20 protein-coding genes and 1 pseudogene are annotated in these 21730 nt (G+C 54.8%); 4 read left to right on the plus strand and 17 right to left on the minus strand.

All coding sequences use genetic code 11. The features are described 5' to 3' along the window. Window positions 1-490 precede the first annotated feature (490 nt). Window positions 491-1495, plus strand: coding sequence for a metallophosphoesterase family protein (locus ACRRSD_RS24650; RefSeq protein WP_435035829.1), 1005 nt, complete (start codon window positions 491-493; stop codon window positions 1493-1495). A 37-nt stretch (window positions 1496-1532) separates the two neighbouring features. Here the strand turns inward: ACRRSD_RS24650 and ACRRSD_RS24655 are convergent, their stop codons facing one another. The 10 genes from ACRRSD_RS24655 to ccoN (ACRRSD_RS24700) all read right to left on the minus strand — a co-directional run bounded on the left by ACRRSD_RS24655 (window position 1533) and on the right by ccoN (ACRRSD_RS24700) (window position 9641). Then, entirely contained in the window at window positions 1533-1955 is a 423-nt protein-coding gene (locus ACRRSD_RS24655; protein ID WP_435035831.1) for a type II toxin-antitoxin system VapC family toxin, read from the minus strand. After that, complete coding sequence (locus tag ACRRSD_RS24660) at window positions 1955-2209, minus strand: type II toxin-antitoxin system Phd/YefM family antitoxin (RefSeq protein ID WP_435038539.1); 255 nt, start codon at window positions 2207-2209, stop codon at window positions 1955-1957. The genes ACRRSD_RS24655 and ACRRSD_RS24660 overlap by 1 nt, the downstream gene beginning before the upstream one ends. A 531-nt stretch (window positions 2210-2740) precedes the next feature. After that, window positions 2741-3724, minus strand: a complete 984-nt coding sequence (gene ccoP / locus ACRRSD_RS24665; protein ID WP_435035832.1) for a cytochrome-c oxidase, cbb3-type subunit III — start codon at window positions 3722-3724, stop codon at window positions 2741-2743. After that, window positions 3721-3906 carry a CcoQ/FixQ family Cbb3-type cytochrome c oxidase assembly chaperone gene (locus ACRRSD_RS24670; protein WP_003175465.1) on the minus strand — a complete coding sequence of 62 codons (186 nt, stop codon included), beginning with the start codon at window positions 3904-3906 and terminating at the stop codon, window positions 3721-3723. Before ACRRSD_RS24670 ends, ccoP (ACRRSD_RS24665) begins: the two co-directional genes overlap by 4 nt. Before the next feature lie 5 nt (window positions 3907-3911). After that, the gene (gene ccoO, locus ACRRSD_RS24675; RefSeq protein WP_007917161.1) at window positions 3912-4520 is read right to left on the minus strand and encodes a cytochrome-c oxidase, cbb3-type subunit II; all 609 of its coding nucleotides are present in this window, start codon (window positions 4518-4520) and stop codon (window positions 3912-3914) included. Next, the gene (gene ccoN, locus ACRRSD_RS24680) at window positions 4520-5962 is read right to left on the minus strand and encodes a cytochrome-c oxidase, cbb3-type subunit I (protein ID WP_034152833.1); all 1443 of its coding nucleotides are present in this window, start codon (window positions 5960-5962) and stop codon (window positions 4520-4522) included. Before ccoN (ACRRSD_RS24680) ends, ccoO (ACRRSD_RS24675) begins: the two co-directional genes overlap by 1 nt. A gap of 482 nt (window positions 5963-6444) precedes the next feature. Next, window positions 6445-7398, minus strand: a complete 954-nt coding sequence (gene ccoP / locus ACRRSD_RS24685; RefSeq protein ID WP_435035835.1) for a cytochrome-c oxidase, cbb3-type subunit III — start codon at window positions 7396-7398, stop codon at window positions 6445-6447. Next, the gene (locus tag ACRRSD_RS24690) at window positions 7395-7592 is read right to left on the minus strand and encodes a cbb3-type cytochrome oxidase subunit 3 (RefSeq protein ID WP_123592872.1); all 198 of its coding nucleotides are present in this window, start codon (window positions 7590-7592) and stop codon (window positions 7395-7397) included. The genes ccoP (ACRRSD_RS24685) and ACRRSD_RS24690 overlap by 4 nt, the downstream gene beginning before the upstream one ends. 5 nt (window positions 7593-7597) lie before the next feature. Then, the gene (ccoO, locus tag ACRRSD_RS24695) at window positions 7598-8206 is read right to left on the minus strand and encodes a cytochrome-c oxidase, cbb3-type subunit II (protein ID WP_003223389.1); all 609 of its coding nucleotides are present in this window, start codon (window positions 8204-8206) and stop codon (window positions 7598-7600) included. 10 nt (window positions 8207-8216) lie between these two features. Continuing rightward, complete coding sequence (gene ccoN / locus ACRRSD_RS24700) at window positions 8217-9641, minus strand: cytochrome-c oxidase, cbb3-type subunit I (protein ID WP_122597583.1); 1425 nt, start codon at window positions 9639-9641, stop codon at window positions 8217-8219. A 95-nt stretch (window positions 9642-9736) separates the two neighbouring features. Between ccoN (ACRRSD_RS24700) and ACRRSD_RS24705 the strand changes: the two genes are divergently transcribed. After that, window positions 9737-10417, plus strand: coding sequence for an alpha/beta family hydrolase (locus ACRRSD_RS24705; protein ID WP_435035838.1), 681 nt, complete (start codon window positions 9737-9739; stop codon window positions 10415-10417). A gap of 1046 nt (window positions 10418-11463) precedes the next feature. After that, a complete protein-coding gene (locus tag ACRRSD_RS24710) occupies window positions 11464-11829 on the plus strand; it encodes a DUF6124 family protein (protein ID WP_077571871.1) in 366 nt (121 codons plus the stop codon). Window positions 11830-12153: 324 nt separating this feature from the next. Here the strand turns inward: ACRRSD_RS24710 and ACRRSD_RS24715 are convergent, their stop codons facing one another. From ACRRSD_RS24715 to inhA, 6 genes and pseudogenes are all read right to left on the minus strand, one after another. Then, on the minus strand, window positions 12154-13809 hold the full coding sequence (locus tag ACRRSD_RS24715; RefSeq protein ID WP_435035840.1) for an ATP-binding cassette domain-containing protein: 1656 nt from the start codon (window positions 13807-13809) through the stop codon (window positions 12154-12156). Window positions 13810-13821: 12 nt separating this feature from the next. Beyond that, a complete protein-coding gene (locus tag ACRRSD_RS24720; RefSeq protein ID WP_435035842.1) occupies window positions 13822-14502 on the minus strand; it encodes a lasso peptide biosynthesis B2 protein in 681 nt (226 codons plus the stop codon). Window positions 14503-14518: 16 nt separating this feature from the next. Then, the gene (locus tag ACRRSD_RS24725) at window positions 14519-15943 is read right to left on the minus strand and encodes an asparagine synthase-related protein (protein WP_435035844.1); all 1425 of its coding nucleotides are present in this window, start codon (window positions 15941-15943) and stop codon (window positions 14519-14521) included. A 685-nt stretch (window positions 15944-16628) separates the two neighbouring features. Further along, a complete protein-coding gene (locus ACRRSD_RS24730) occupies window positions 16629-18194 on the minus strand; it encodes a methyl-accepting chemotaxis protein (protein ID WP_122604914.1) in 1566 nt (521 codons plus the stop codon). 102 nt (window positions 18195-18296) lie between these two features. Continuing rightward, window positions 18297-19088, minus strand: a pseudogene (locus ACRRSD_RS24735) (CPBP family intramembrane glutamic endopeptidase). A 231-nt stretch (window positions 19089-19319) separates the two neighbouring features. Next, window positions 19320-20006: an isonitrile hydratase gene (gene inhA, locus ACRRSD_RS24740; protein WP_435035846.1), complete on the minus strand. Its 687-nt coding sequence runs from the start codon at window positions 20004-20006 to the stop codon at window positions 19320-19322. Window positions 20007-20095: 89 nt separating this feature from the next. Between inhA and ACRRSD_RS24745 the strand changes: the two genes are divergently transcribed. Next, window positions 20096-21079, plus strand: a complete 984-nt coding sequence (locus tag ACRRSD_RS24745) for a GlxA family transcriptional regulator (RefSeq protein ID WP_435035848.1) — start codon at window positions 20096-20098, stop codon at window positions 21077-21079. An 8-nt stretch (window positions 21080-21087) separates the two neighbouring features. Here the strand turns inward: ACRRSD_RS24745 and ACRRSD_RS24750 are convergent, their stop codons facing one another. After that, the gene (locus ACRRSD_RS24750; protein ID WP_435035850.1) at window positions 21088-21720 is read right to left on the minus strand and encodes a BRCT domain-containing protein; all 633 of its coding nucleotides are present in this window, start codon (window positions 21718-21720) and stop codon (window positions 21088-21090) included. Between the last annotated feature and the right edge of the window lie 10 nt (window positions 21721-21730).

Below are 21730 nucleotides of genomic sequence, written 5' to 3' on the forward strand. Positions count from 1 at the left end.
CCTGTCGCTCTGGCTCAAGGGTGCGACCTTTGGTCGCGTTGGGTAAAAAACCCGAATGGTGTAGCGAATGCAGCAAAGCTTGATGCAGGTCAATTGACTTGTTGAGTATGGCCGCTTTTGGCCTGAGGGCTAATTCATTGTTTCCATGGGCGAACAGTCCACTGCCGTTGCCATCGCAAGTCTCACAACAAACTAGTCCGATGGGGCGCACGCACGGATGGCGTCAGGTTCAGGCTTTCCATGACAGAAGCCGTTGTATGCCTTTGTAAATCGAAACTTCGAGGGCGGCGTTTCGCTTGGCATCAATTGCGCAAGACTTCTCATGTTTTTTTTGTAGTGCCTTGGTGGATATTCAAGTTGTGGGGATGCTTGAAATATATCTAATTGATTGTGCTCTGTTAGTGCTTTGAAGTTTTCTGTTTTTTCGAATAGGTTCTGTGTTCGCGAAAATTACTTTGCGTATAACTGATTAATTAAATGGATTTTATGTATGGCTTTTAAAAAGTTTGCAAGTGTGGTGCTGGGGGGTGTTTTGTTAACTTCGGTTAGCTCCGCCCAGGCTGTAGCGGGAATGCCGAAGCACATGGTTTTTGCCTCGGATACTCAATATCCCTGGACCGACAAGACCGATAACCGGGAACCCGAATCCAATTCGGAATTTGAGGTCCGCTCCAAGTGGCTGGTTGATACTCAGCTTTCGAGTATTGCCGAATTCAGAAGTCAGCAGGGCTCTCAAGCGCAGATTCCGTTGATGATCAATGGCGATATAACCGCATTTGGCCATGGCAGCCAGCGGTCGTTCATGAAGGAGATACTGGATAAGCACTTCAAGGGTGAGTATCTCTACGGTCTGGGTAATCATGATTATGAGAACAATGTTGATGATTGTTTTACTAATAGCTGTGCCGCGGGGAGTATCGTTGAATTTAAAGAGCATCATGAAGACAAGGTGGACAGCTTTGATCTGAATATTACCAGCGGGTTTCTGAACAAGACCTATTCTGGCAGTCTCGCCTATTCCAAGAATATTGGCGAAGTTCATATGGTTCAACTCAATAACGAGCCGACTTACACCACACGGATATCTCACCCACTTAACCCGACGACATTTGAAATCAACGATGCACTCGATTGGCTCGAGAAGGACCTGAGACTGGCGCGGACCTCGGGTTATGCCATTATCATCAACATGCATAAACCGTTTGATCACAAAGGCAGTCAGGCGCAACAGAAGCGCTTCCGCGACATGGTCAACAAGTACCAGGTGACGGCAATCTTCGCCGGCCATTTGCATAAAGACGGCGGTGATGCCTATTGGGAGGGTAGCGTGCCGATTTACTTGAGTGGCAGTACCTCTCAGCAAACCTATCTGATTGCCAGTTTTACCGAGGACCGCAAGCAGCTGCAGATATACCTGGTGAAGAATAATCAGTGGCGTAATAGAACGCTGATCGACACCACGCCAGTGCATTCAATCTTTGCCAAACGCCCATGAAAAACGCCCCTGCCCGTGATCTGGCGGGGGCTTTTTATCAACAGTTATTGGCAGCGAGCCATGGGTTGATCAGATGAACGCCGCTGAGTTGAAAATCCGCAACGTTGCGGGTGACCAGGGTCAGGCCATGTACAAGTGCGGTGGCGGCGATCAAGGCGTCGCATTCATTGCTGCGATCAGGGACATGCAACTGAGCGCATCGAGTGGCGACGACGGTATCGACCGAGAGGATTCTTCCCGAGAATGCGGGTTTGACGTGACGCTCGAGCCAATGACGCAGCATCCCTCCTTGCGGTGGGTCGCGGCGTTCGATGCGCAGAATGCCGGTTTCCAGTTCCAGTACGGTAATTGCCGATAGATATAGGCTGGCCGGGGCGACGCTGTTTGCCCATGTCACCACCTGCGGGTCGGCTTGGGGTTTTCGCAGTTCGGAAACCACATTGGTATCGAGTAGAAACATCAGGACAGATCCACGCTACGAGGGGTGATGACGGCGCGTTCGGCTTCGAATTCGATGTCAGGCGCATTCGGCATGACCAGAAGATCGACGATGCTGGTCTGGCTACCGGTCAGTTTCTGGAACTCCTCGATGCTCAGCAGTACATGGGCTGGCTTGCCACGATCAGTAATGATGACCGGACCCTGATGCGCGGCTTTTTTGGCAGCACTGGTGTCCTGATTGAATTCGCGGCTGGAAATGGTCGTGATGGCCATCATGTTTGGCCTCCAGAGATTCGTGTGTAGAAACGTTACTACCTTGGAGTTTGCGCGGCAATCGAAAAGGTGGATTGCGGACGATCGGTTTATCACTGTCATAACGGCACCGGCGAAAGCGCCCCTGCCAAACGGCAGGGGCGCAGGGTATTGGGCAAATGTTCGCTGTGTTTTGCTGCCCCGTGTCAGGGCAATCGTCCGCCGCCGAGACCGTCCAGACCGCCCTCGTTACCTGGATGGCCTACGGTGTCTGCCGATGGTGAGCGTGCGGGCGTCATAGGCGTTTTTACCGGCGTCGCTTCATGATCAGGGCGGGGCTGCAAACGTTTTGGCAGTGTGTTTTCGTCATTTTTTGACATGTAGACTTCATCCTTGAAGGTTGACCCGATGCTGCTCATCGGGGTGGGAAAAACCTACAGGGGACTACTGTTCAGGTCTATTGAGCAAACGTTTCAAGGCATGAATGCCGGCATGAAAAAAGGCCCCGCCAATCAACATTGGCGGGGCCTTTTTTTGTTTCAAACGTTGGCCTTATTCGGCGTTCGCTTGCGGTGCTTTTTCACCGTGGGACAGGCTGTAAACATACGCCGCCAGTAGGTGAACCTTGTCGTTGCCCTGCAGTTGCTCCTGCGCAGGCATCTGGCCCTGACGGCCATAACGGATGGTCTGCTGCAGCTGCGCGAAGCTCGAACCGTAGATGAACGCACCCGGGTGGGTCAGGTCAGGCGCGCCCATGGCGGGTGTGCCCTTGCCGGCCGGTCCGTGGCAGGCCACGCAGTTGGCGGCGAACAGTTTGCCGCCGTTGGCCGGATCAGCCTTGGTGCCTTCCGGCAGTTTGCGGCCATCCAGGTTGGTCACGACGAAGGCTGCAACATCAGCAACGCCTTGCTCGCCAATCACTTCAGCCCAGGCCGGCATCACCGCGTGACGACCGCCCATGATGGTGGTCTTGATGGTTTCCGGCTCGCCGCCCCAGCGCCAGTCGGCGTCGGTCAGGTTAGGGAAGCCGTAAGCGCCCTTGGCGTCGGAACCGTGGCACACCGAGCAGTTGGAGGCAAACAGGCGGCCACCCATTTTCAGTGCTTGCGGATCCTTGGCCACTTCTTCGATCGGCATGGCGGCGAACTTGGCGAAGATCGGACCGAACCTGGCGTCCGAGCGGGCCATTTCCTTTTCCCACTCGTGCACGCCGGTCCAGCCGGTCTGGCCGTTGGCGAACGCGGTCTGCTTGTCGTTGTCGAGGTAGTTGTAGCCCGGCAGCAGGCCTTTCCAGTTACCCAGGCCCGGGTACAGCACCAGGTAACCCAGGGCAAAAATGATGGTTCCGACAAACAGCATGAACCACCATTTCGGCAGTGGGTTGTCGTACTCCTCGATCCCGTCGAAGGAGTGCCCGACCGTCTCGTCCGTCTGTTCACTGCGCTGGCCCTTGCGGGTCGACAGCAGCAGCCAGGTCAGGGAAAAGATCGTACCGAGACTGAGGACTGTGACGTACAGACTCCAGAATGTAGTCATTCTTTGTTACTCCTAGAAGCTTGCTCGACGTGCTTGATGGCTTCGGGATCATCCGCAAAAGGCAACAAGGTCGCGTCTTCAAACTCCGACTTGCGCTTGGGGCTGAACACCCACAGCGCCAGACCGATGAAGGCCACCATCACAACAACGGTGCCCAGGCCACGAATCATCCCGATATCCATCTAATTCACCGTTTGCTTTTGATGATGGTGCCCAGGCCTTGCAGATAGGCCACCAGCGCGTCCATTTCGGTCTTGCCCTTCACGGCATCCTGAGCACCGGCGATGTCTTCGTCGGTGTAAGGGACGCCGAGGGTGCGCAAAACCTCCATTTTCTTGGCGGTTTCCTTGCCGTCGAGCTTGTTTTCCACGAGGAACGGGTAAGCCGGCATTTTCGACTCAGGCACTACGTTGCGCGGGTTGTACAAGTGCGCACGTTGCCAGTCATCAGAGTAACGACCGCCGACACGGGCCAGATCCGGCCCGGTACGCTTGGAACCCCACAGGAAAGGGTGGTCCCAGACGCTTTCGCCGGCAACCGAGTAGTGGCCGTAGCGTTCGGTTTCAGCACGGAACGGACGGATCATCTGCGAGTGGCAGCCGACACAACCGTTGGCGATGTAGACGTCGCGGCCTTCCAGTTCCAGTGCCGAACGCGGCTTCATGCCTTCGACCGGTTTGTTGGTGACGTCCTGGAAAAACAGCGGAACGATTTGGGTCAGGCCGCCAACGCTGACGGCGATGACCATGAAGAAGGCCAGCAGGCCAATATTCTTCTCGACAGCTTCATGCTTCATCAGTGAGCTCCAACGACAGCGATCTGGGCAGCGGCTTCGGCTTCAACCGGGTTCGAGGCGCGCACGGTGCGCCAGACGTTATAAGCCATCAGGAACATGCCGCTGGCGAAGAATGCACCGCCCAGTGCACGGACGATGTAGCCCGGGTGGCTGGCTTGCAGCGCTTCAACGAACGAGTAGGTGAGGGTGCCGTCGTCGTTGATTGCCCGCCACATCAAGCCCTGGGTGATGCCGTTGACCCACATCGACGCGATGTACAGCACGGTGCCGATGGTCGCGAGCCAGAAATGCGCGTTGATCAGGCCGACGCTGTGCATCTGCGCACGGCCGAACAGACGCGGGATCATGTGGTAGATCGCGCCGATCGAGATCATTGCCACCCAGCCGAGAGCGCCGGCGTGTACGTGGCCGATGGTCCAGTCGGTGTAGTGCGAGAGCGAGTTGACGGTCTTGATCGCCATCATCGGACCTTCGAAGGTCGACATGCCGTAGAACGCCAGCGACACCACAAGGAAGCGCAGGATCGGGTCGGTGCGCAGCTTATGCCAGGCGCCCGACAGGGTCATCATGCCGTTGATCATGCCGCCCCAGCTTGGCGCCAGGAGGATGATCGACATCGCCATGCCCAGCGATTGTGCCCAATCCGGCAGTGCGGTGTAGTGCAAGTGGTGCGGGCCGGCCCAGATGTACAGGGTGATCAGTGCCCAGAAGTGCACGATCGACAGGCGATAGGAGTAGATCGGACGTTCGGCCTGTTTCGGCACGAAGTAGTACATCATCCCGAGGAAACCGGTGGTGAGGAAGAAGCCCACCGCGTTGTGGCCGTACCACCACTGGATCATCGCGTCGGTCGCGCCCGAATAGGCGGAGTAGGACTTGAACAGGTTCACCGGCAGCGACATGTGGTTGACGATGTGCAGCATCGCCGTGACGACGATGAACGCACCGTAGAACCAGTTACCGACATAGATGTGCTTGGTTTTGCGCTTGGTGATGGTGCCGAAGAACACCAGACCGTAAGTGACCCAGACGATGGCCAGCAAAATGGCGATCGGCCATTCCAGTTCCGCGTATTCCTTGGTGGTGGTGTAACCCAGCGGCAAGGTAATGATCGCGCCGACGATCACCGCTTGCCAGCCCCAGAAGGTAAAGGCCGCGAGGCTGTCGGAGATCAGTCGCGTCTGGCAGGTTCGCTGCACGACATAGTAGGAAGTGGCAAATAGTGCACAACCACCGAAGGCGAAAATCACCAGGTTTGTGTGCAACGGGCGCAGGCGTCCAAAGCTCGTCCACGGCAGACCGAAGTTCAACTCCGGCCAGACCAGTTGCGAGGCAATGAAGACACCTAGCCCCATGCCAAGGATCCCCCAGACCACCGTCATGATGGCGAACTGGCGGACTACCTTATAGTTATAAGCAGTCGGACTGATTGCTGTGCTCATTCTAAGGTTCCACGGTTTGGGTATTTTATTAGGATTAAAATCGGCCGCAAGTATGCAGAGAGCAGGGGGGCATTGCAACGCGCCATGACCTGGGTCAATGCTTTCCAGCGCTGATTCTGCGGCCTTTCCATGCGCCGCGTAAGGTCAAAATTGGCCTCGGACAAAATGTCGCAGCGGACGATAAAAGCGAGGGGTTCAGGTCGCTTGTAACGGGGTGTGTTCAAACGCTCTGTTCGGGTGACGGACGGTGAATGGCACGACAGCCGGTATCTACCGGCCTTTGCGGCCACATCAGTCAGCCGGTTCGCGGAACACAGCAGTCAGCGTTGACCTGGAACCGGCACAAGCCAGTCCGCATCGAGCAAGCGTAGACCCGAATCCGGGGAACCGAAAGGTGAGGGTGTGAAGGGGTGCGACAATGCGTCGCAAAGGGGCTGGATGCTGCCGCACCGAGAATGGTGCGGCATGGGTGTACGCAATGCTTACTTCTTGTTGTCTTCAGTAATCAACTTTTCTGTATTCAATCCGTTCGACAGGCTGTACACATAAGCGGCGAGCAATTGCACTTTATCGTTGCCCAGCAGCTCGTTTTGCGCCGGCATGTGACCCTGACGACCGTGGCGAATGGTCTGCTCGAGTTGGGTCAGACTGGTGCCGTAGATAAACCCGGCCGGGTGCGTCAGATTCGGCGCCCCCATGGCTTCAGTGCCGTGGCCGGTTGCCCCATGACAGGCAACGCAAGTGGTGCTGAACGCTTGCTGTCCGGCTTGCAGGTCAGCCTTGCTGTCGGCGGGCAATGGCAGCCCAGCCAATTCGTGACGCACATAGGCGGCCACGTTTTTCACCCCGGCTTCGCCCAACACTTCGCCCCAGGCCGGCATCGCCGCCATCCGCCCACCCATGATGGTGGTCTTGATAGTCTCGGCGTCGCCGCCCCAGCGCCAGTCGCTGTCGGCGAGGTTAGGGAAACCGAACGCACCTTTGGCGTCCGAACCGTGGCACACCGAGCAGTTGGAGGCGAACAGACGGCCACCCATTTTCAGCGCCTGAGGGTCCTTCGCCACTTCTTCCACCGGCATGGCGGCGAACTTGGCGAAGATCGGCCCGAATTTGGCATCGGCTTTGTTCATCTCCTTTTCCCACTCGTGCACGCCGGTCCAGCCATCCTCGTAACCCGGCAGGATGCCTTTCCAGTTGCCCAGGCCCGGATAGAGGATCAGATAGCCCACGGAAAACACCAGCGTGCCGGCGAAGAGCATGAACCACCACTGCGGCAACGGGTTGTCGTACTCCTCGATGCCGTCGAAGCTGTGGCCCATGGTCTGGTCGACGCTGCCCTTGGTTTCGCCCCGGCGGGTGCCGATCAGCAGCCACGTCAGGCCGATCAGGCTGCCGATGGTCAGTACGCAGATCCACGTACTCCAGAAGGTGGTCATGGCCGGGTACTCCTTGTCTCATTTGCTTGGGTTATTTCGGCTTGCGGCTCGTCGGCAAACGGCAGCAGACGTGCTTCGGCAAACTCCGGGGTGCGCTTGCGGTTGAACACCCAAAGCGTCAAACCGACGAAGGCGACGAACACCACGACCGTGCCGAGGCCGCGAATCAGGCCTGCACTCATTTCAATGATCATCGTGCTCACCTCTTGCTCTTGATCGCAGTGCCGAGCACTTGCAGGTAGGAGACGAGGGCGTCCATTTCGGTCTTGCCCTTGAGGCTGGCCACCGCGCCGCTGATGTCGTCGTCGGTGTACGGCACGCCGAGGGTGCGCATGGTCTTGAGCTTGGTTTCGGTGTGGCTGCTGTCGACCGCTTGCGTGACCAGCCACGGGTAGGCCGGCATTTTCGATTCCGGTACGACGTTGCGCGGGTTGTACAAGTGCGCGCGGTGCCAGTCATCCGAGTAACGCGCGCCGACCCGGGCCAGATCCGGACCGGTACGTTTCGAACCCCAGAGGAACGGGTGATCCCAAACGCTTTCACCGGCGACCGAGTAGTGCCCGTAGCGTTCGGTTTCGGCGCGGAACGGGCGGATCATCTGCGAGTGGCAACCGACGCAGCCTTCGCGGATATAGATGTCGCGGCCTTCCAGTTGCAGCGCGGTGTAGGGCTTCATGCCTTCCACCGGTTTATTGGTAACGTCCTGGAAGAACAGCGGGACGATCTGGGTCAGGCCGCCGATGCTCACGGCGAACACCATGAGCAACATCAACAGGCCGACGTTCTTTTCAATCGTTTCGTGTTTCATGGCGGACTCCTCAGGCCATCTGCGCGGCAGCAACGACGTCAGCAGGCTGCGAGGCCCGCACGGTGCGCCAGGTGTTGTAAGCCATCAGGAACATGCCGCTGAGGAAGATCGCCCCACCGATCAGCCGCACGATGAAGCCTGGGTGGCTGGCCACCAGGGTTTCGACGAAGGAGTAGGTCAGCGTGCCGTCCTCGTTCACCGCGCGCCACATCAGGCCCTGGGCGATACCGTTTACCCACATCGACGCGATGTAGAGCACGGTGCCGATGGTCGCGAGCCAGAAGTGCGCGTTGATCAGGCCAACGCTGTGCATCTGCGCTTTGCCGAAGATTTTCGGGATCATGTGGTACAGCGCGCCGATGGAAATCATCGCCACCCAGCCGAGGGCGCCGGCGTGTACGTGGCCGATGGTCCAGTCGGTGTAGTGGGAGAGGGCGTTGACGGTTTTGATCGCCATCATCGGACCTTCGAAGGTCGACATGCCGTAGAACGCCAGCGAGACCACGAGGAAGCGCAGGATCGGGTCGCTGCGCAACTTATGCCAGGCGCCCGAGAGGGTCATCATGCCGTTGATCATCCCGCCCCAGCTCGGTGCCAGCAGGATCAGCGACATCACCATGCCCAGCGACTGTGCCCAGTCCGGCAGCGCGGTGTAGTGCAAGTGGTGCGGGCCGGCCCAGATGTACAGGGTGATCAGCGCCCAGAAGTGCACGATCGACAGGCGATAAGAGTACACCGGACGTTCGGCCTGTTTCGGCACGAAGTAGTACATCATCCCGAGGAAACCGGCGGTGAGGAAAAAGCCTACGGCGTTGTGGCCGTACCACCATTGCACCATCGCGTCGGTTGCACCGGCGTAAACCGAGTAGGACTTGGTGAAACTCACTGGCAACTCAAGGTTGTTGACGATGTGCAGAATCGCCACGGTGATGATGAACGCGCCGAAGAACCAGTTGCCCACATAAATGTGTTTGGTTTTGCGCTGCATGATCGTGCCGAAGAACACGATGGCGTAGGCGACCCAGACGATGGTGATCAGGATGTCGATCGGCCATTCCAGCTCGGCGTATTCCTTGGAACTGGTGTAACCCAGTGGCAGGCTGATCGCCGCCAGCAGGATCACCAGTTGCCAGCCCCAAAAACAGAACGCGGCAATTTTTGGTGCAAACAACTGGGTCTGGCAGGTGCGTTGCACCGAGTAGAACGAACTGGCGAACAGCGCACAGCCACCGAACGCGAAGATCACCGCGTTGGTGTGCAGCGGGCGCAGACGGCCGAAACTGGTCCAGGGCAAATTGAAGTTGAGTTCGGGCCAGACCAATTGGGCCGCGAGAAAAACCCCGAGCCCCATGCCGACGATGCCCCACACCACCGTCATAATGGCGAATTGGCGGACCACCTTGTAGTTGTAGGCGGTACTGATAGAAGTGTTCATGGTTCCCCATCCACGGTTCAGCCGAAGTGAGCGCGCGCAAAACACGCGGCGAATCCTTCGTCTGGAGTTATAGGCAGACTAAAAGCGAGGCAAGCATGGACAAACAGCACAAGGCCAGTATTGACGGGGATCAATGGGCGCAGTGCGTGCGTGATCATGGGTGGCTTTGGAATGCCGCGTCGGGGGAGGCTACGGCGACGTTGATCCTCGCCCACGGTGCGGGGGCGCCGATGGATAGCGAGTGGATGACAGATATGGCTGGGCGCCTTGCTGCACTGGGCGTGAACGTGTTGCGGTTTGAGTTTCCTTATATGGCGCAGCGGCGGGTGGATGGGGTTAAACGGCCGCCGAATCCTGCGGGGAAATTGCAGGAGTGTTGGCGTGAGGTGTTTGCTGAAGTGCGACGTCATGTCGCTGGGCCGCTGGCGATCGGCGGCAAGTCCATGGGCGGGCGGATGGCTAGTCTAATGGCTGACGAATTGGGTGCCGATGCGTTGGTGTGTTTGGGCTATCCGTTTTATGCGGTGGGGAAGCCGGAGAAGCCTCGGGTTGAGCATTTGGCTTCTTTGCAGGCGCGGACGTTGATTGTGCAAGGTGAGCGGGATGCGCTGGGCAATCGTGAAGCTGTCGAGGCGTATGCGTTATCGCCGAATATCAAGGTGTTTTGGCTGGTGGCCGGGGATCATGATTTGAAACCGCTCAAGGCTTCAGGTTTTACCCATGAACAGCATTTGGCCAGCGCCGCGCAAAAGGTAGCCGAGTTTCTCAGCGACTGACCGAGCTGGGCTGAGATTTTGAACTGCATGAAGATCTGCTCCCTTCCCCCTCGCCCCCATGGGGGAGAGGGCTGGGGTGAGGGGGATCGATTTCAGCTACGACACAGTTTTTCGTTTTGGGTACATATCCATTTCTGCGGTAACGGCCACTTAGGGTTCCGCCCTTACGGCGGGTCACCTTTTCCAAACGCCGAAAAGGTAACCCAAAAGGCTTGCTCCTACGTACGGCCCGCTCGCTAAAGCTCGGGGTTCCTTCGCTCCGGGATCGATCCGGGCGCAGCGCCTACGGTTTGCTTCGCTGCACCTCCTCTCGCTGTGTTTGGCTTCGCCAAACGGTCGCTACGCTCCCACGCCCGGATCAATCCCTCCACTCAGCCTTCCGACGTCGCCCGTGGATCAAGATCAAAAGCAGGCGAGCTGACACTCGGCCTATTGAGTGGTGAAGAGCGGGTGTTCGGCTTTGGTTTTGTGGTGCTCTTGCCCCTCACCCCAGCCCTCTCCCGCGGGAGAGGGAGCCGATGGTGGGCCTCTCAAAATTTGCGTTCAACTCGGACTTTCACGTCGGCGTAACTCTACCAAACACCTCGATCAGTCCCCTCTCCCTCTGGGAGAGGGTTAGGGTGAGGGGCAATTTCGCTGGCACGATAAAAAACTGGAAGCGCTCTCTGTCCAGCATTTCCTGTGCGTAAACATGATTTTGTGAGCACGTTTAAATTACACAAACCGTTACGCCACGGGGCCTACAACACCTTGCGCCGTTACCTACGCGTACGCCAGAATCCGCCGGCTTACACGACCATGGCTCGGGCTATATCGTTTCCCTGCCACTGCCCATGAGTGGTCGGGTTTAGTAGCCCGTATGGTTTTAGTAAGTGCATAGGTCCCATAAAGTCAGGCGCATCTGCCTGTACTCAATGGTGGCTGTGCTCAGGGCGCTTTCGAGCGCGCCGGTCTTGCTAATTCCTCCGGTCTACTAACCTGCGCACAGCCGCCACCCTTCTTTTAGTAGAGAACGGTCGCGGCCCTTGTTCAGGAATTAGATATTTATGTTCAAAGCCACGCCAAACCCTCCGGGCATCGACCCAACCCCTCACGACCCAGCGCTTGAGTCTCAAAAGACAAAAGAAGCAACCGATCGCGCCCTCGACTACTACCTCCGACCCGAAGCCCTGGCGGCCCCGCCAAACTCGCCCAAGTTTCGGCCCGTCTATCTCGTCGACCCCACACTGGACGACGAAACCCTGCTGGTCGAGGCGAGCGAGTCGCTTTCATACGCCCATGCCATGGCCGGCAATATCGCCAACTCAATCGGTGGCCCGGAGCGCAAACCGCTGCTGGCGCTGCAACAGGTGATCATGCTCAACGAGCTGTTGGTCAATCGGCTGCTGGATAAGCTGAAGTTGCCTCAATAATTTCGCTGGCTGTTATGGCCTCATCGCGAGCAGGCTCACTCCCACATTGGATCTGCGTTGATCACTGATTGAGTGCCCGACAACGATCCCCTGTAGGAGTGAGCCTGCTCGCGATGGCGATCTGCCAAGCACCATCGATTTAAAACAGGCAATAAAAACCGGAAGCTTTCGCCGTCCGGGCTTTCAGAATTACAAGATCGCAGCCTCAACAAGCACCAGTCGGCGCATTCTGGCGCAATTGTAGGCAATGTCTGCATTACTTGAGTGAGGTCGTTCCCGGTAGTGATAGCGCTCATCGCGAGCGGAGGGGAGCACGCTGAGTGGCTAAGTGCTCTGAGGGTGATTTTCAGTCAGCTCTATTGCCACTCCGTATTTTTTCTTCAAACCAGCATCATGAGTGACAATTATTAAGCAGGGTATGTTGGCGGCGAGCCACTCAATGATTTTGTAAGCCGTTGTATCATCAAGTGAAGAGGTCGGTTCATCTAATATCAATGTATGTTTATCTCTTAGAATCGCTCGGCCAATAGCAATTCGCTGTTTTTCGCCCCCGCTGAGTTCGCTATTCGCGGCGCCTATTACGGTAGCCAATAATCCCTCTATTTCGGAGTTGTCCTTTGAAAGCCCCAGAAGTTCAATGACCCTTCTTAGCTTTTGCGGTGAAACATTTTTCGATCCATAAAGCAGGTTGTCTTTAAAGGTGCCAGCTATGAGTATAGGTTGCTGTGGTGCGACGGAAACCTCAGAGAGTATGAATTCACTCATGGTTTCGTTTATCAAGTGCCCTCTGTAATGTACTGCTCCCGTATAGTTTTCTTCGAAGCCTAATAGAGTATTGATGAGTGTCGTTTTTCCTGCACCAGAACTCCCCGCTATAATGTGTACACCTTGTTTGAATTGATAGTTGATTCTGGAAAATATAACGTTATTGTCTTTGGTGAGTGATAGTTCTTTAAGAACAAAACCTTGTTCGGTCTGAGATGTGTTTGGGTGATATGAATTGTTGATTTTTTCTTCGATGTATTTAACGCCGTCATCCAGGGAGACAAGGTTTCCCTGAAGATTTATCAGTGTTCCAGCCAATAGATGTAACTGCATCGTGAACATTGTGATATAGCCAGTGATCATGATGAAATCACCTGAGGTAAATATTGAATGATAATTAACTCCTGACAAAATAACGAAAAAAGCCAGCACGCTTCCAATTGCTAATCCTTGAGCGGAAATACGTATACCCATATGAAGGTTGGCTTTTCTGATTGTCTTGACATAGTTGTCAAAAAAGCTTTTGCCTGCATGGCATTCCTTAAGTTGCGTACTATTAAGCTTTATGTCGTAAGTGCGGCCAAGCCTTTCGACTGTATAGCTGGATAATTTGGCGTCTGCCTCAAATAATTCCCGATGAATGCTGGAGCTGGACCTGGCAACATAAACCGATATGCATATCAGTACTAAGGAGGAGAGAAGGAACAAGATTGCGTAGGCAGGGCCCATGAACGCGTACAGTACACTTATCGCAATGATGATTTCCACAGTAATAGGGGTAATTGTCCAAAATACGCCTATAGTTATCATGCTGAAACTGCTAGCGGATCTGTTTATGTCAGCTACAACAAATCCGGGGTCCAGGTTTTTTTGTTTTTTATATGGGTACTTAAAGATCCTGTTAATGATTGTTTCGTAGATTGTAGTGTCACACTTTGCGAGTATCCACGCTGATAAAATTCCACGTATATTCGACAGAACCTGAGAAAAAGTCCATATGGCCGAATAAGATGCCGCAAAAAACAGAAACTGTGTTTGCATGCTATTTGATTCGTGAATGGAATTGGCAGCATTTCTTAATATAACCGGGAGGAGAGAGTTTAGGGCGCTGCATAGGAGAAATATTGCTGATATTCCGACAAAGCTGGCTGTAAACCAGCGATAATTTTCTGAGATTATTTTAAAGATTTTTATGTATTGATACAGCCAATTCATTTTTGAACAGCCTTATATTGTCAGTATTTTAGGTAGCTTGCGTGATAGGTGTGGATCATCGGCAATGACTTCTCCATTTATTTCGATCCACGCGTGTGAAAGGAAGTCATATAATTGAATGCCAATAAAGAAGTCGCACTTTTTATTGTTTCTCATGGCGTGTTTGAAGAGGCAGATAGAAGACTCAAGGCACTTGACCTTAAAAGGCAATACAAGTGAAGCGATGCGAACGCCTTGCGCGTAGCTTTCAATACTTTCGTGCCAAGCCGATACAGGGTTTCCTGATAGAGCTTTTTTTGAGGCTCTCATGCTATTCAGGCAGGTTTCCAGGCCGCCGAGTGCGATTGTTACCTTTAAAATCAGGAGGTCCAGGCATGCCCGAATTGTCGGTAGCAATTTAACGGGTTGACGAGGGTTTTGCCTTTTTATTCTCCACGTATAGTTATCAATACCTTCGTAGTCATCATTCGCTTTTGTTAGAGGGTTGGAGTTGTGAATCGAATCAGTGATGATGTTTAGAGAGGATAGTTCGTGTCGAATCTCGTTGTATTCATTGCAGTCTTTGTCGCCTTTAATCAGTATCGTAGTTTGTGATTCGTTAAAAATTAAGTAGGTGTCGAGCTTTTCATCAAGGATGACAAGTTGGTTGTCTATCAAGATGGCGTGTGCGTGAGGCTGAAAAGTAAATTCCATTTTTTCCTTTTCTCCTTTAAATGTTTTTAATTAAGGACGCGCATATGATTTTCAGCAAATTTTTTTCGATACCTCCAAATCCCATTGCTGAGCGATTTATAGAGTTTTCAATGTTGGGCATGTTAATTATGTTTTCTTGGGTCATCCAACTGCTGCGGATCTTTTTTATAATGTCTTTTTGATGAAATTTTAATGCTTTTTGATAGGCGCCTGTTATATGCCCCTTGTCACGTCGAAGTAGTATGTTTGGGTGTTTTTTTCTGAAGGCTCGCTTTATTGGTAGTCTGGTTTCACTTTCGTCGAACATGCTGTATGGGTTTTGTGTGAGTGCATATTCAATGATTTTTTGGCTTGTGAATGGGAAAATTATGTTGTTGAACTTGTTAAGGGTCGAACTTATCGAGTTCTGGAAAACGGCCTGTGTTATAGCTTGTACATGTTCCTCGGCTAGGCTCTTAGGTTTTTCTGCACCCCTTCGCGGCAAAAACTGCGAGTTAAAAAAATACCTTAACTGGTCAGTCTCGTTGTTTTGTTGTCGCCTGTTTTGAGTAAGGGTTTGGTAGAGGTTTGATCCTGTCAGTTTGGAGATCGTTGCAGCTATATTAAATGCCTTGAAAAATCTCTTTTCTCTAATTAACTGTTGGAATGCAACGGAGGGTACGGGGTCTAAGAATAAGTGATCGCCTCCATGTCCATCCAATACAATGAATTCGTGTCCTAGTTGGGAGAAGATAAAGTCTCTTTCTTTTTTGAATACCTGCTCAGAAGCCATGCTGGAGTTGATACAGAAATGATCAGTCGGATTCACTTCCTGAAAGAAGTCTTCTGGTTCGAGCTTGAACAATATGTGGTTTACGTCAAGTGTATTGCATAAAGCGGTGGCTGTATTTCTATCATTATTTGCACTGCATTTTTCGTCGAACCAAGTGATGGCGGTAACGTGATCTTTTCCAGCGGCTTCAATCGCTGCAAGTAGTAAGCACGTTGAATCGACACCTCCCGAGAAACGCACTACAAGCTCTCCATGTTTGTTTTTATTATGTTCTTCGGCGATGTAATCAATTATCAATTCAAAAGGGTCTTGATTTGCGAATGGATATTGGCCTTGAAGGTGGGTGAGGTTGGTCTCAATAATGCTGGTCTTTAGTTTGGTATCGTACGTGTATGTGTGTGAGGGCGGGAGCAATATGACCCCCTGCCAATAAGTGGACGTTGAGGCAGGTTCGTCTTGGGTGAGTTGGCGAATTATTTGATACCTGTCCGGTTCTTTTTTGAATATGGGGTGCTCGAATTTATCACTCATAATGCTGCCGATATTGCTGTTGATTACTATCAACTTGCAGGATGATAAAGGATTTACGTGCACTATTTTTTCTGCGGTGGGTTTTTGTTGTGTTGAATTAGGGTTGTGCGTTTGATAGCGCTTTCCTTTGTTGTTCATGGCCACTCCTTGGCTTTATGTGAGCTAGACCGATTATTGAGCGCCCTATAGGGGGCGCTCAATAATGACGTTTAGGAATTACCTCGGGCTTGGAATTCTAGGGCCGCCGCAATCTGGCCGAAAAATGAAGTATTTGCCTTCCAAGACGCAGCCTCCACCATAGCCATTTATCGTTGGGGTCGCTTTGAATATCAAAGGGCGGCTTGTTTTATCGTGAGTGACGTATTCGTTTCTTTTGAACATGATCCAATCCTCTTTTTTAAATTTAATGCCTGAATAAGTTGTGGGAGATTGTTGAGATTTGCGTATTGAGTAACGGGGCAGATTAAAAAACGTTCTATAGAACAGGCATTCCTCTGAGGAAGCCTTTTCTCCAAATCGTTTCGCGTTTTTTTGTAACAAGGTCACGATAGAGTCCGTGCGCCAAGCGTACAAGCCAGCGGATTCTGTCGTTGATGTAGGCAATGGCGAGAGGGTCTGTAGGCTTAAGGTGGTGCAGCAATGCGTGCTTTAAACGCATCTTGGGTTGATCTTAAACGCCTTCCGCGAAGTGACGTGATCGTCGAGGTTCCTGCATGGCCAGCGCTTGTTGCGAAAGCGGCCTGCCCAACAACGTCCATTTCATACAAGCAACAAAAAACCCGGAAGCTCTCGCCCTCCGGGTTTTTTGTTATCGCCAGTTCAATCAGCGGTTAAACCGCTCCACCAACGAGTACTGCGTATTCGCCGTTTTGGTCAGCTCTTCACTCAGCAACGCCGAGTTATGCGCCTGTTCCGACGTTTGATCCGCCAACTCCGAAATATTGCTGATGTTGCGGCTGATCTCTTCAGCCACCGCACTTTGCTCTTCCGTCGCCGCAGCAATCTGCGTGGTCATGTCGGTGATGTTGGCCACCGCTTCGCTGATGCCGACCAGTGCCTGATCCGCTTCCAGCACCCGCGCCACACCTTCCTCCGCCTGACGATGCCCGGCTTCCATGGTTTGCACGGCACTCGAAGCCGTCTGCTGCAACTTGGCGATCAGGGCATGAATCTGCCCGGTCGATTCGCTGGTGCGTTGCGCCAGTTGACGAACTTCGTCAGCCACCACAGCAAAACCACGGCCCATCTCGCCAGCACGTGCGGCTTCGATCGCAGCGTTAAGCGCGAGCAGGTTGGTCTGGTCGGCGATGCCTTTGATCACATCAACCACGCCGCCGATTTCGTCGCTGTCCTTGGCCAGTTGGGTCACGGTCAAACCGGTTTCGCCGACGACCACAGACAAACGCTGAATGGCTTCGCGGGTTTCCCCGGCGATGTCACGGCCGCGACCGGTCAGGCGATTGGCTTCCTGAGTCGCGTCGGCGGTGCGCTGTACGTGGCTGGCCACTTCCTGAGTGGTCGCGGCCATCTGGTTGACGGCGGTGGCGACCTGTTCGGTTTCCACGCGCTGACGTTCCAGACCGCTGGAGCTGTTGTGCGCCAGGGCGTCGGACTGCTTGGCCTGATCGGTCAGGTGTTCGGCGGTATCCTGCAGGCGGGTCAGGCAGGTTTTCAGGCGTGCTTCCTGGCTGAGGATCGACATTTCCAGACGCGCCTGGGCGCCGCGGCTGTCGGTGTACATCTGTGCGATCAACGGGTCGGAGGTGGTCTGCTCGGCCAGGCGCAGCAGGCGTTTGAGCCCGCGTTGCTGCCATTGCAGGCCCATCAGGCCCAGCGGCACTGACAGACCGGCGGCGAGGGCGAAGCCCCACTGCGAGTTCAGGGTGGCGCCGATCACGAAGCTCAGTTGGCTGACCAGAATGAACGGCAGCCAGTCTTGCAGCACCGGCAGCCATTTGTCGCTGGAAGGGATCGCCGACTTGCCTTGGTTGATGCGTTGGTAGAGCGCTTCGGCACGGCGGATCTGTTCGGCGGTAGGTTTGATCCGCACCGACTCGTAACCGACCACCTGGTTGCCGTCGAACACCGGTGTGACATAGGCGTTAACCCAGTAATGGTCACCGGTCTTGCAGCGATTCTTGACAATGCCCATCCATGGCAAGCCTTGTTTCAGTGTGCCCCACATGTGCGAAAACACCGCCGCCGGCACGTCAGGGTGACGGACCAGGTTGTGCGGCGCACGGATCAGTTCCTCACGCGAAAACCCGCTGATTTCGACGAAAGCGTCGTTGCAGTAAGTGATCACGCCCTTGGCGTCGGTTGTGGAAATCAACCGTTGCTGAGCCGGGAAAGTCCGTTCGCGTTGTGTAATGGGCTGGTTATTACGCATGGTTTTTCAATCCGCAAGGCTTTGAAAGGTTGTCGGCGGTGACAGCTTTTTATTGAAATTTTTTTTCAATAATCAGCACAGCGTCGCAAAACGGCGCTTGCTTCAGCCGGCGAGCATCGGATAGGTGAACAGGCCGAAATGCAGCAGGTTCAGGCCGAAATGCGTGGCGATCGCCGCGCCGAGCCCGCCAAAACGATAGGCCAGACCATAGCCGACACCCGCCAGACCCGCCAGCAACACCCACGTCCAGCCCGCGCCGGCATGCACCAGACCAAACAGCAACGAGGCCAGCAGCAGGGCGAGGTTGTCGCCGTACGGCAGGTGTTTGAGGCGCTGGCTGAGGCCGCCCTGTATATAGCCGCGAAACAGCGCTTCCTCGACCAAGGTCACCAGCAGCAGGTTGTTCAGCACCCATAACCATGCCTGATCGGGCCACTTCGGCGCCCAGGCGATCACGCCCAGTTACAGTGCGCCGCCAAGGGCCAGAACCGCACTGAGCGTCAGGGCGAGGGCGGTGGCGTACACGCTAAGACGCAACGAACGCCGCCCGACAATCCATGGGCAGACCAGCAACAGCCAAAAGCCAATCAGTGGTTTGTCGAGATTCAGGTACATCGAGAACGGCACAGCGTTGTCGGTGAAACGTTGTGGATCAATGGCGCGACCGTTGGCGAACCCTGGGAGCCAATGCAGGGCGAGCGCCAAAGCCAGCACGATAAACAGGCCATGACCGAGAAAACGTGCGACCGGTACCTGTTGTTGGCGAACGGCAAAACCTGCGAACACCAGCAGCCCGATGGAAATCAACGCCAGCCAGCCGAGGTGACCGAAGCTCAGCGCCCATCCGTAACCGAGGCTGAGAAGTGCCAGATAGAGCCATGGCAAAGCCTTCATCGAAAGTCCCTGTGCAAATTTGTGGAAGGGCTTTCTACACGGGTGGGGGCGTGGGGACAAGTGAAGGTGTGGCGGCAAGTGGGGACGGCACACAAACGTCCGGCCACACACAAATCCATGTGGGAGCGAGCCTGCTCGCGAAAGCGGTGGGTCAGACAACATCAATGTCGACTGATCCGCCGTCTTCGCGAGCAGGCTCGCTCCCACAGGGGATTTATGTAGGGATTGGATCTAGCGCAAGTTAAGTTTCGCTGCCGCGCGTTCGGTAATTTCCGTGCGCAGCTTCAACGACGGCGCTGCACGCAAACGTGCTTCATCGACAATCGTACCCGGCGCAGTCTCCGGGTTGCCCGCGTTGAACGGCGGCGCCGGAGCGTATTCCAATTGCAACTGAATCAGTTGCGCCGCGTCGGCACCCACCAACTCTTCAGCCAGCACCAAGGCAAAATCGATCCCCGCCGTAATCCCGCCGCCGGTAAACAGATTGCCGTCACGCACCACTCGATCCTTCACGGCAATCGCGCCCAGCGTCGGCAGTAGATCGTGATACGCCCAATGCGTGGTCGCGCGTTTGCCTTGCAGCAGGCCCGCCGCGCCAAGGACCAGCGAACCGGTGCACACCGATGTCACGTACTTCGCCTGAAGGGCCTGGCGTTTGATGAAGTCCAGCGTCTGCTCGTCCTCCATCAACGGCCCGACACCGCCGCCACCGGGAATGCAGATCACATCCAGACACGGGCAATCCTCGAACGTGGTAGTCGGTTTCAGCAACAGACCGGTGCTGGCGGTGACCGGCATCAGATCCTTCCAGATCAGATGCACCTGCACGCCCGGCAACGAGGCGAGCACGTCATAAGGCCCGGTCAGGTCGAGTTGCTGAACCTGCGGAAACAACAGAAAACCGATCTGCAGCGTCATCGTTCTTGCTCCATGAAAAGGGGTGGACGTCTTCACTGTAGGCGCGTAGGTTCTGGCGCATACGCCAATAACCCCACGAATTACGCCAAATGCCCAAAGCCATCCATGTACTCGCGTTTGCCAACATGCAGATTCTCGACGTCACCGGACCGTTGCAGGTGTTTGCTTCGGCCAATGACCTCGCCCGTCAGCGTGGATTGCCAGTTCCGTATGCGCCGAGCGTGATTGCCAGCGGCGGCGGGGCGGTGATGTCGTCGGCGGGTCTGGCGGTGTTGGCCGAGCCGTTGCCTGAAGCGCCCAGCGATACGTTGATCATTGCCGGTGGCTGGGGCATTTATCCTGCCGCTGAAGATGTGCCGCTGGTGGATTGGGTGCGCGAGCACGCGGCGAAATGTCGGCGCGTGGCCTCAGTGTGCACCGGGGCATTTTTGCTCGCAGCGAGTGGCTGGCTCGACGGTCGTCGCGTCGTCACCCACTGGACCCGTTGCGAACAACTGGCGCAGCAGCACCCAAAACTGCACGTCGAGGCCAATCCGATTTTCATCAACGACGGCCCGGTCTGGACCTCGGCCGGTGTCACCGCCGGCATCGATCTGGCATTGGCGATGGTTGAAGAGGATCTGGGCAGCGACATCGCATTGGATGTCGCCCGCCATCTGGTGGTGTTCCTCAAACGCCCCGGTGGACAATCACAATTCAGCGTGACCTTGTCGTTGCAGAATCAGGGCAATCGCTTTGATGAGTTGCACGCGTGGATCGCGGAAAACCTCACCTGCGACCTCGGCATCCCGACCCTTGCGGAACAGGCGGGCATGAGCGAGCGCAGCTTCGTCCGCCACTACCGCGCCGACACTGGCCAAACTCCGGCGCGGGCGATCGAATTGATCCGTGTCGAGACGGCGCGCCGATTGCTCAGCGACACTGGTTTACCGGTCAAACGCATCGCCGCCAATTGCGGGTTTGGCAGTGAAGAGACATTGCGACGAAGTTTCCTGCGGGCTATCGGCGTGACGCCTCAGGCCTATCGCGAGCGGTTTTCGGTTAGCGCTGCAACAGATCCAGTAATGCCTTAAGGAAATGCCTAACCGAACAACACTTTTAACCAATGATCTTCGCCAACAATAGCGATAGGTACGCCGTTTTCTCTGAGCTCAACGGCCTTTTTTATCTTGGTTCCATAGCTACTGTGCAACCATTGTTCGTTGCCGATATTGCCAACGACCAGATAATGAATCTTTTTGCTGACGGAACCGCCAATCAGTCCGCCTCGTTCGACGATCAAGGATTCACATTCCTTGCGTGGTCCATACGACATCACGCCGGTAAACAGGAACACTCGATCAGGCAAACTAAGTTCCGGGGCGGGATTATCGAAAGGAAGGCTAGTCGGCGCGTAAGTCATAGTCGCAGCACCGGCAGGCAAACCAGTGAATTGATGAAGCATTCCCAGTAATTCCACAGACTCATCGGCATCCAGCACGCCGTCACTGAGCATGTTGGCAAGACGTCTATACAGAATGTTTACGACCGGATCTTCCAAATGCACCAAGTGGGTTTCGATCCAGGTCTTGAGAAACTCGGCTTCCTGCTGGTTAATCTTTCCGTCTGCGGCGAGCCCGACAGCAATACCTGCCAGGGCATCCGCCGAACGCCTGTCGATTCGCGCTTCGTGAAAGAAGCGGCTGTTCTGAAATTCCTGATGTAAGTCGACCATCGCTGCTTCT

The organism is Pseudomonas neuropathica, from assembly GCF_051174785.1.
Classification (GTDB): domain Bacteria; phylum Pseudomonadota; class Gammaproteobacteria; order Pseudomonadales; family Pseudomonadaceae; genus Aquipseudomonas; species Aquipseudomonas neuropathica_A.

Coding starts and splice junctions, on each gene's coding strand:
- ACRRSD_RS24650 (WP_435035829.1), top strand. CDS start 491: ATGGCTTTTAAAAAGTTTGCAAGTGTGGTGCTGGGGGGTGTTTTGTTA.
- ACRRSD_RS24655 (WP_435035831.1), bottom strand. CDS start 1,955: ATGTTTCTACTCGATACCAATGTGGTTTCCGAACTGCGAAAACCCCAA.
- ACRRSD_RS24660 (WP_435038539.1), bottom strand. CDS start 2,209: ATGGCCATCACGACCATTTCCAGCCGCGAATTCAATCAGGACACCAGT.
- ccoP (WP_435035832.1), bottom strand. CDS start 3,724: ATGACTACATTCTGGAGTCTGTACGTCACAGTCCTCAGTCTCGGTACG.
- ACRRSD_RS24670 (WP_003175465.1), bottom strand. CDS start 3,906: ATGGATATCGGGATGATTCGTGGCCTGGGCACCGTTGTTGTGATGGTG.
- ccoO (WP_007917161.1), bottom strand. CDS start 4,520: ATGAAGCATGAAGCTGTCGAGAAGAATATTGGCCTGCTGGCCTTCTTC.
- ccoN (WP_034152833.1), bottom strand. CDS start 5,962: ATGAGCACAGCAATCAGTCCGACTGCTTATAACTATAAGGTAGTCCGC.
- ccoP (WP_435035835.1), bottom strand. CDS start 7,398: ATGACCACCTTCTGGAGTACGTGGATCTGCGTACTGACCATCGGCAGC.
- ACRRSD_RS24690 (WP_123592872.1), bottom strand. CDS start 7,592: ATGATCATTGAAATGAGTGCAGGCCTGATTCGCGGCCTCGGCACGGTC.
- ccoO (WP_003223389.1), bottom strand. CDS start 8,206: ATGAAACACGAAACGATTGAAAAGAACGTCGGCCTGTTGATGTTGCTC.
- ccoN (WP_122597583.1), bottom strand. CDS start 9,641: ATGAACACTTCTATCAGTACCGCCTACAACTACAAGGTGGTCCGCCAA.
- ACRRSD_RS24705 (WP_435035838.1), top strand. CDS start 9,737: ATGGACAAACAGCACAAGGCCAGTATTGACGGGGATCAATGGGCGCAG.
- ACRRSD_RS24710 (WP_077571871.1), top strand. CDS start 11,464: ATGTTCAAAGCCACGCCAAACCCTCCGGGCATCGACCCAACCCCTCAC.
- ACRRSD_RS24715 (WP_435035840.1), bottom strand. CDS start 13,809: ATGAATTGGCTGTATCAATACATAAAAATCTTTAAAATAATCTCAGAA.
- ACRRSD_RS24720 (WP_435035842.1), bottom strand. CDS start 14,502: ATGGAATTTACTTTTCAGCCTCACGCACACGCCATCTTGATAGACAAC.
- ACRRSD_RS24725 (WP_435035844.1), bottom strand. CDS start 15,943: ATGAACAACAAAGGAAAGCGCTATCAAACGCACAACCCTAATTCAACA.
- ACRRSD_RS24730 (WP_122604914.1), bottom strand. CDS start 18,194: ATGCGTAATAACCAGCCCATTACACAACGCGAACGGACTTTCCCGGCT.
- inhA (WP_435035846.1), bottom strand. CDS start 20,006: ATGACGCTGCAGATCGGTTTTCTGTTGTTTCCGCAGGTTCAGCAACTC.
- ACRRSD_RS24745 (WP_435035848.1), top strand. CDS start 20,096: ATGCCCAAAGCCATCCATGTACTCGCGTTTGCCAACATGCAGATTCTC.
- ACRRSD_RS24750 (WP_435035850.1), bottom strand. CDS start 21,720: ATGGTCGACTTACATCAGGAATTTCAGAACAGCCGCTTCTTTCACGAA.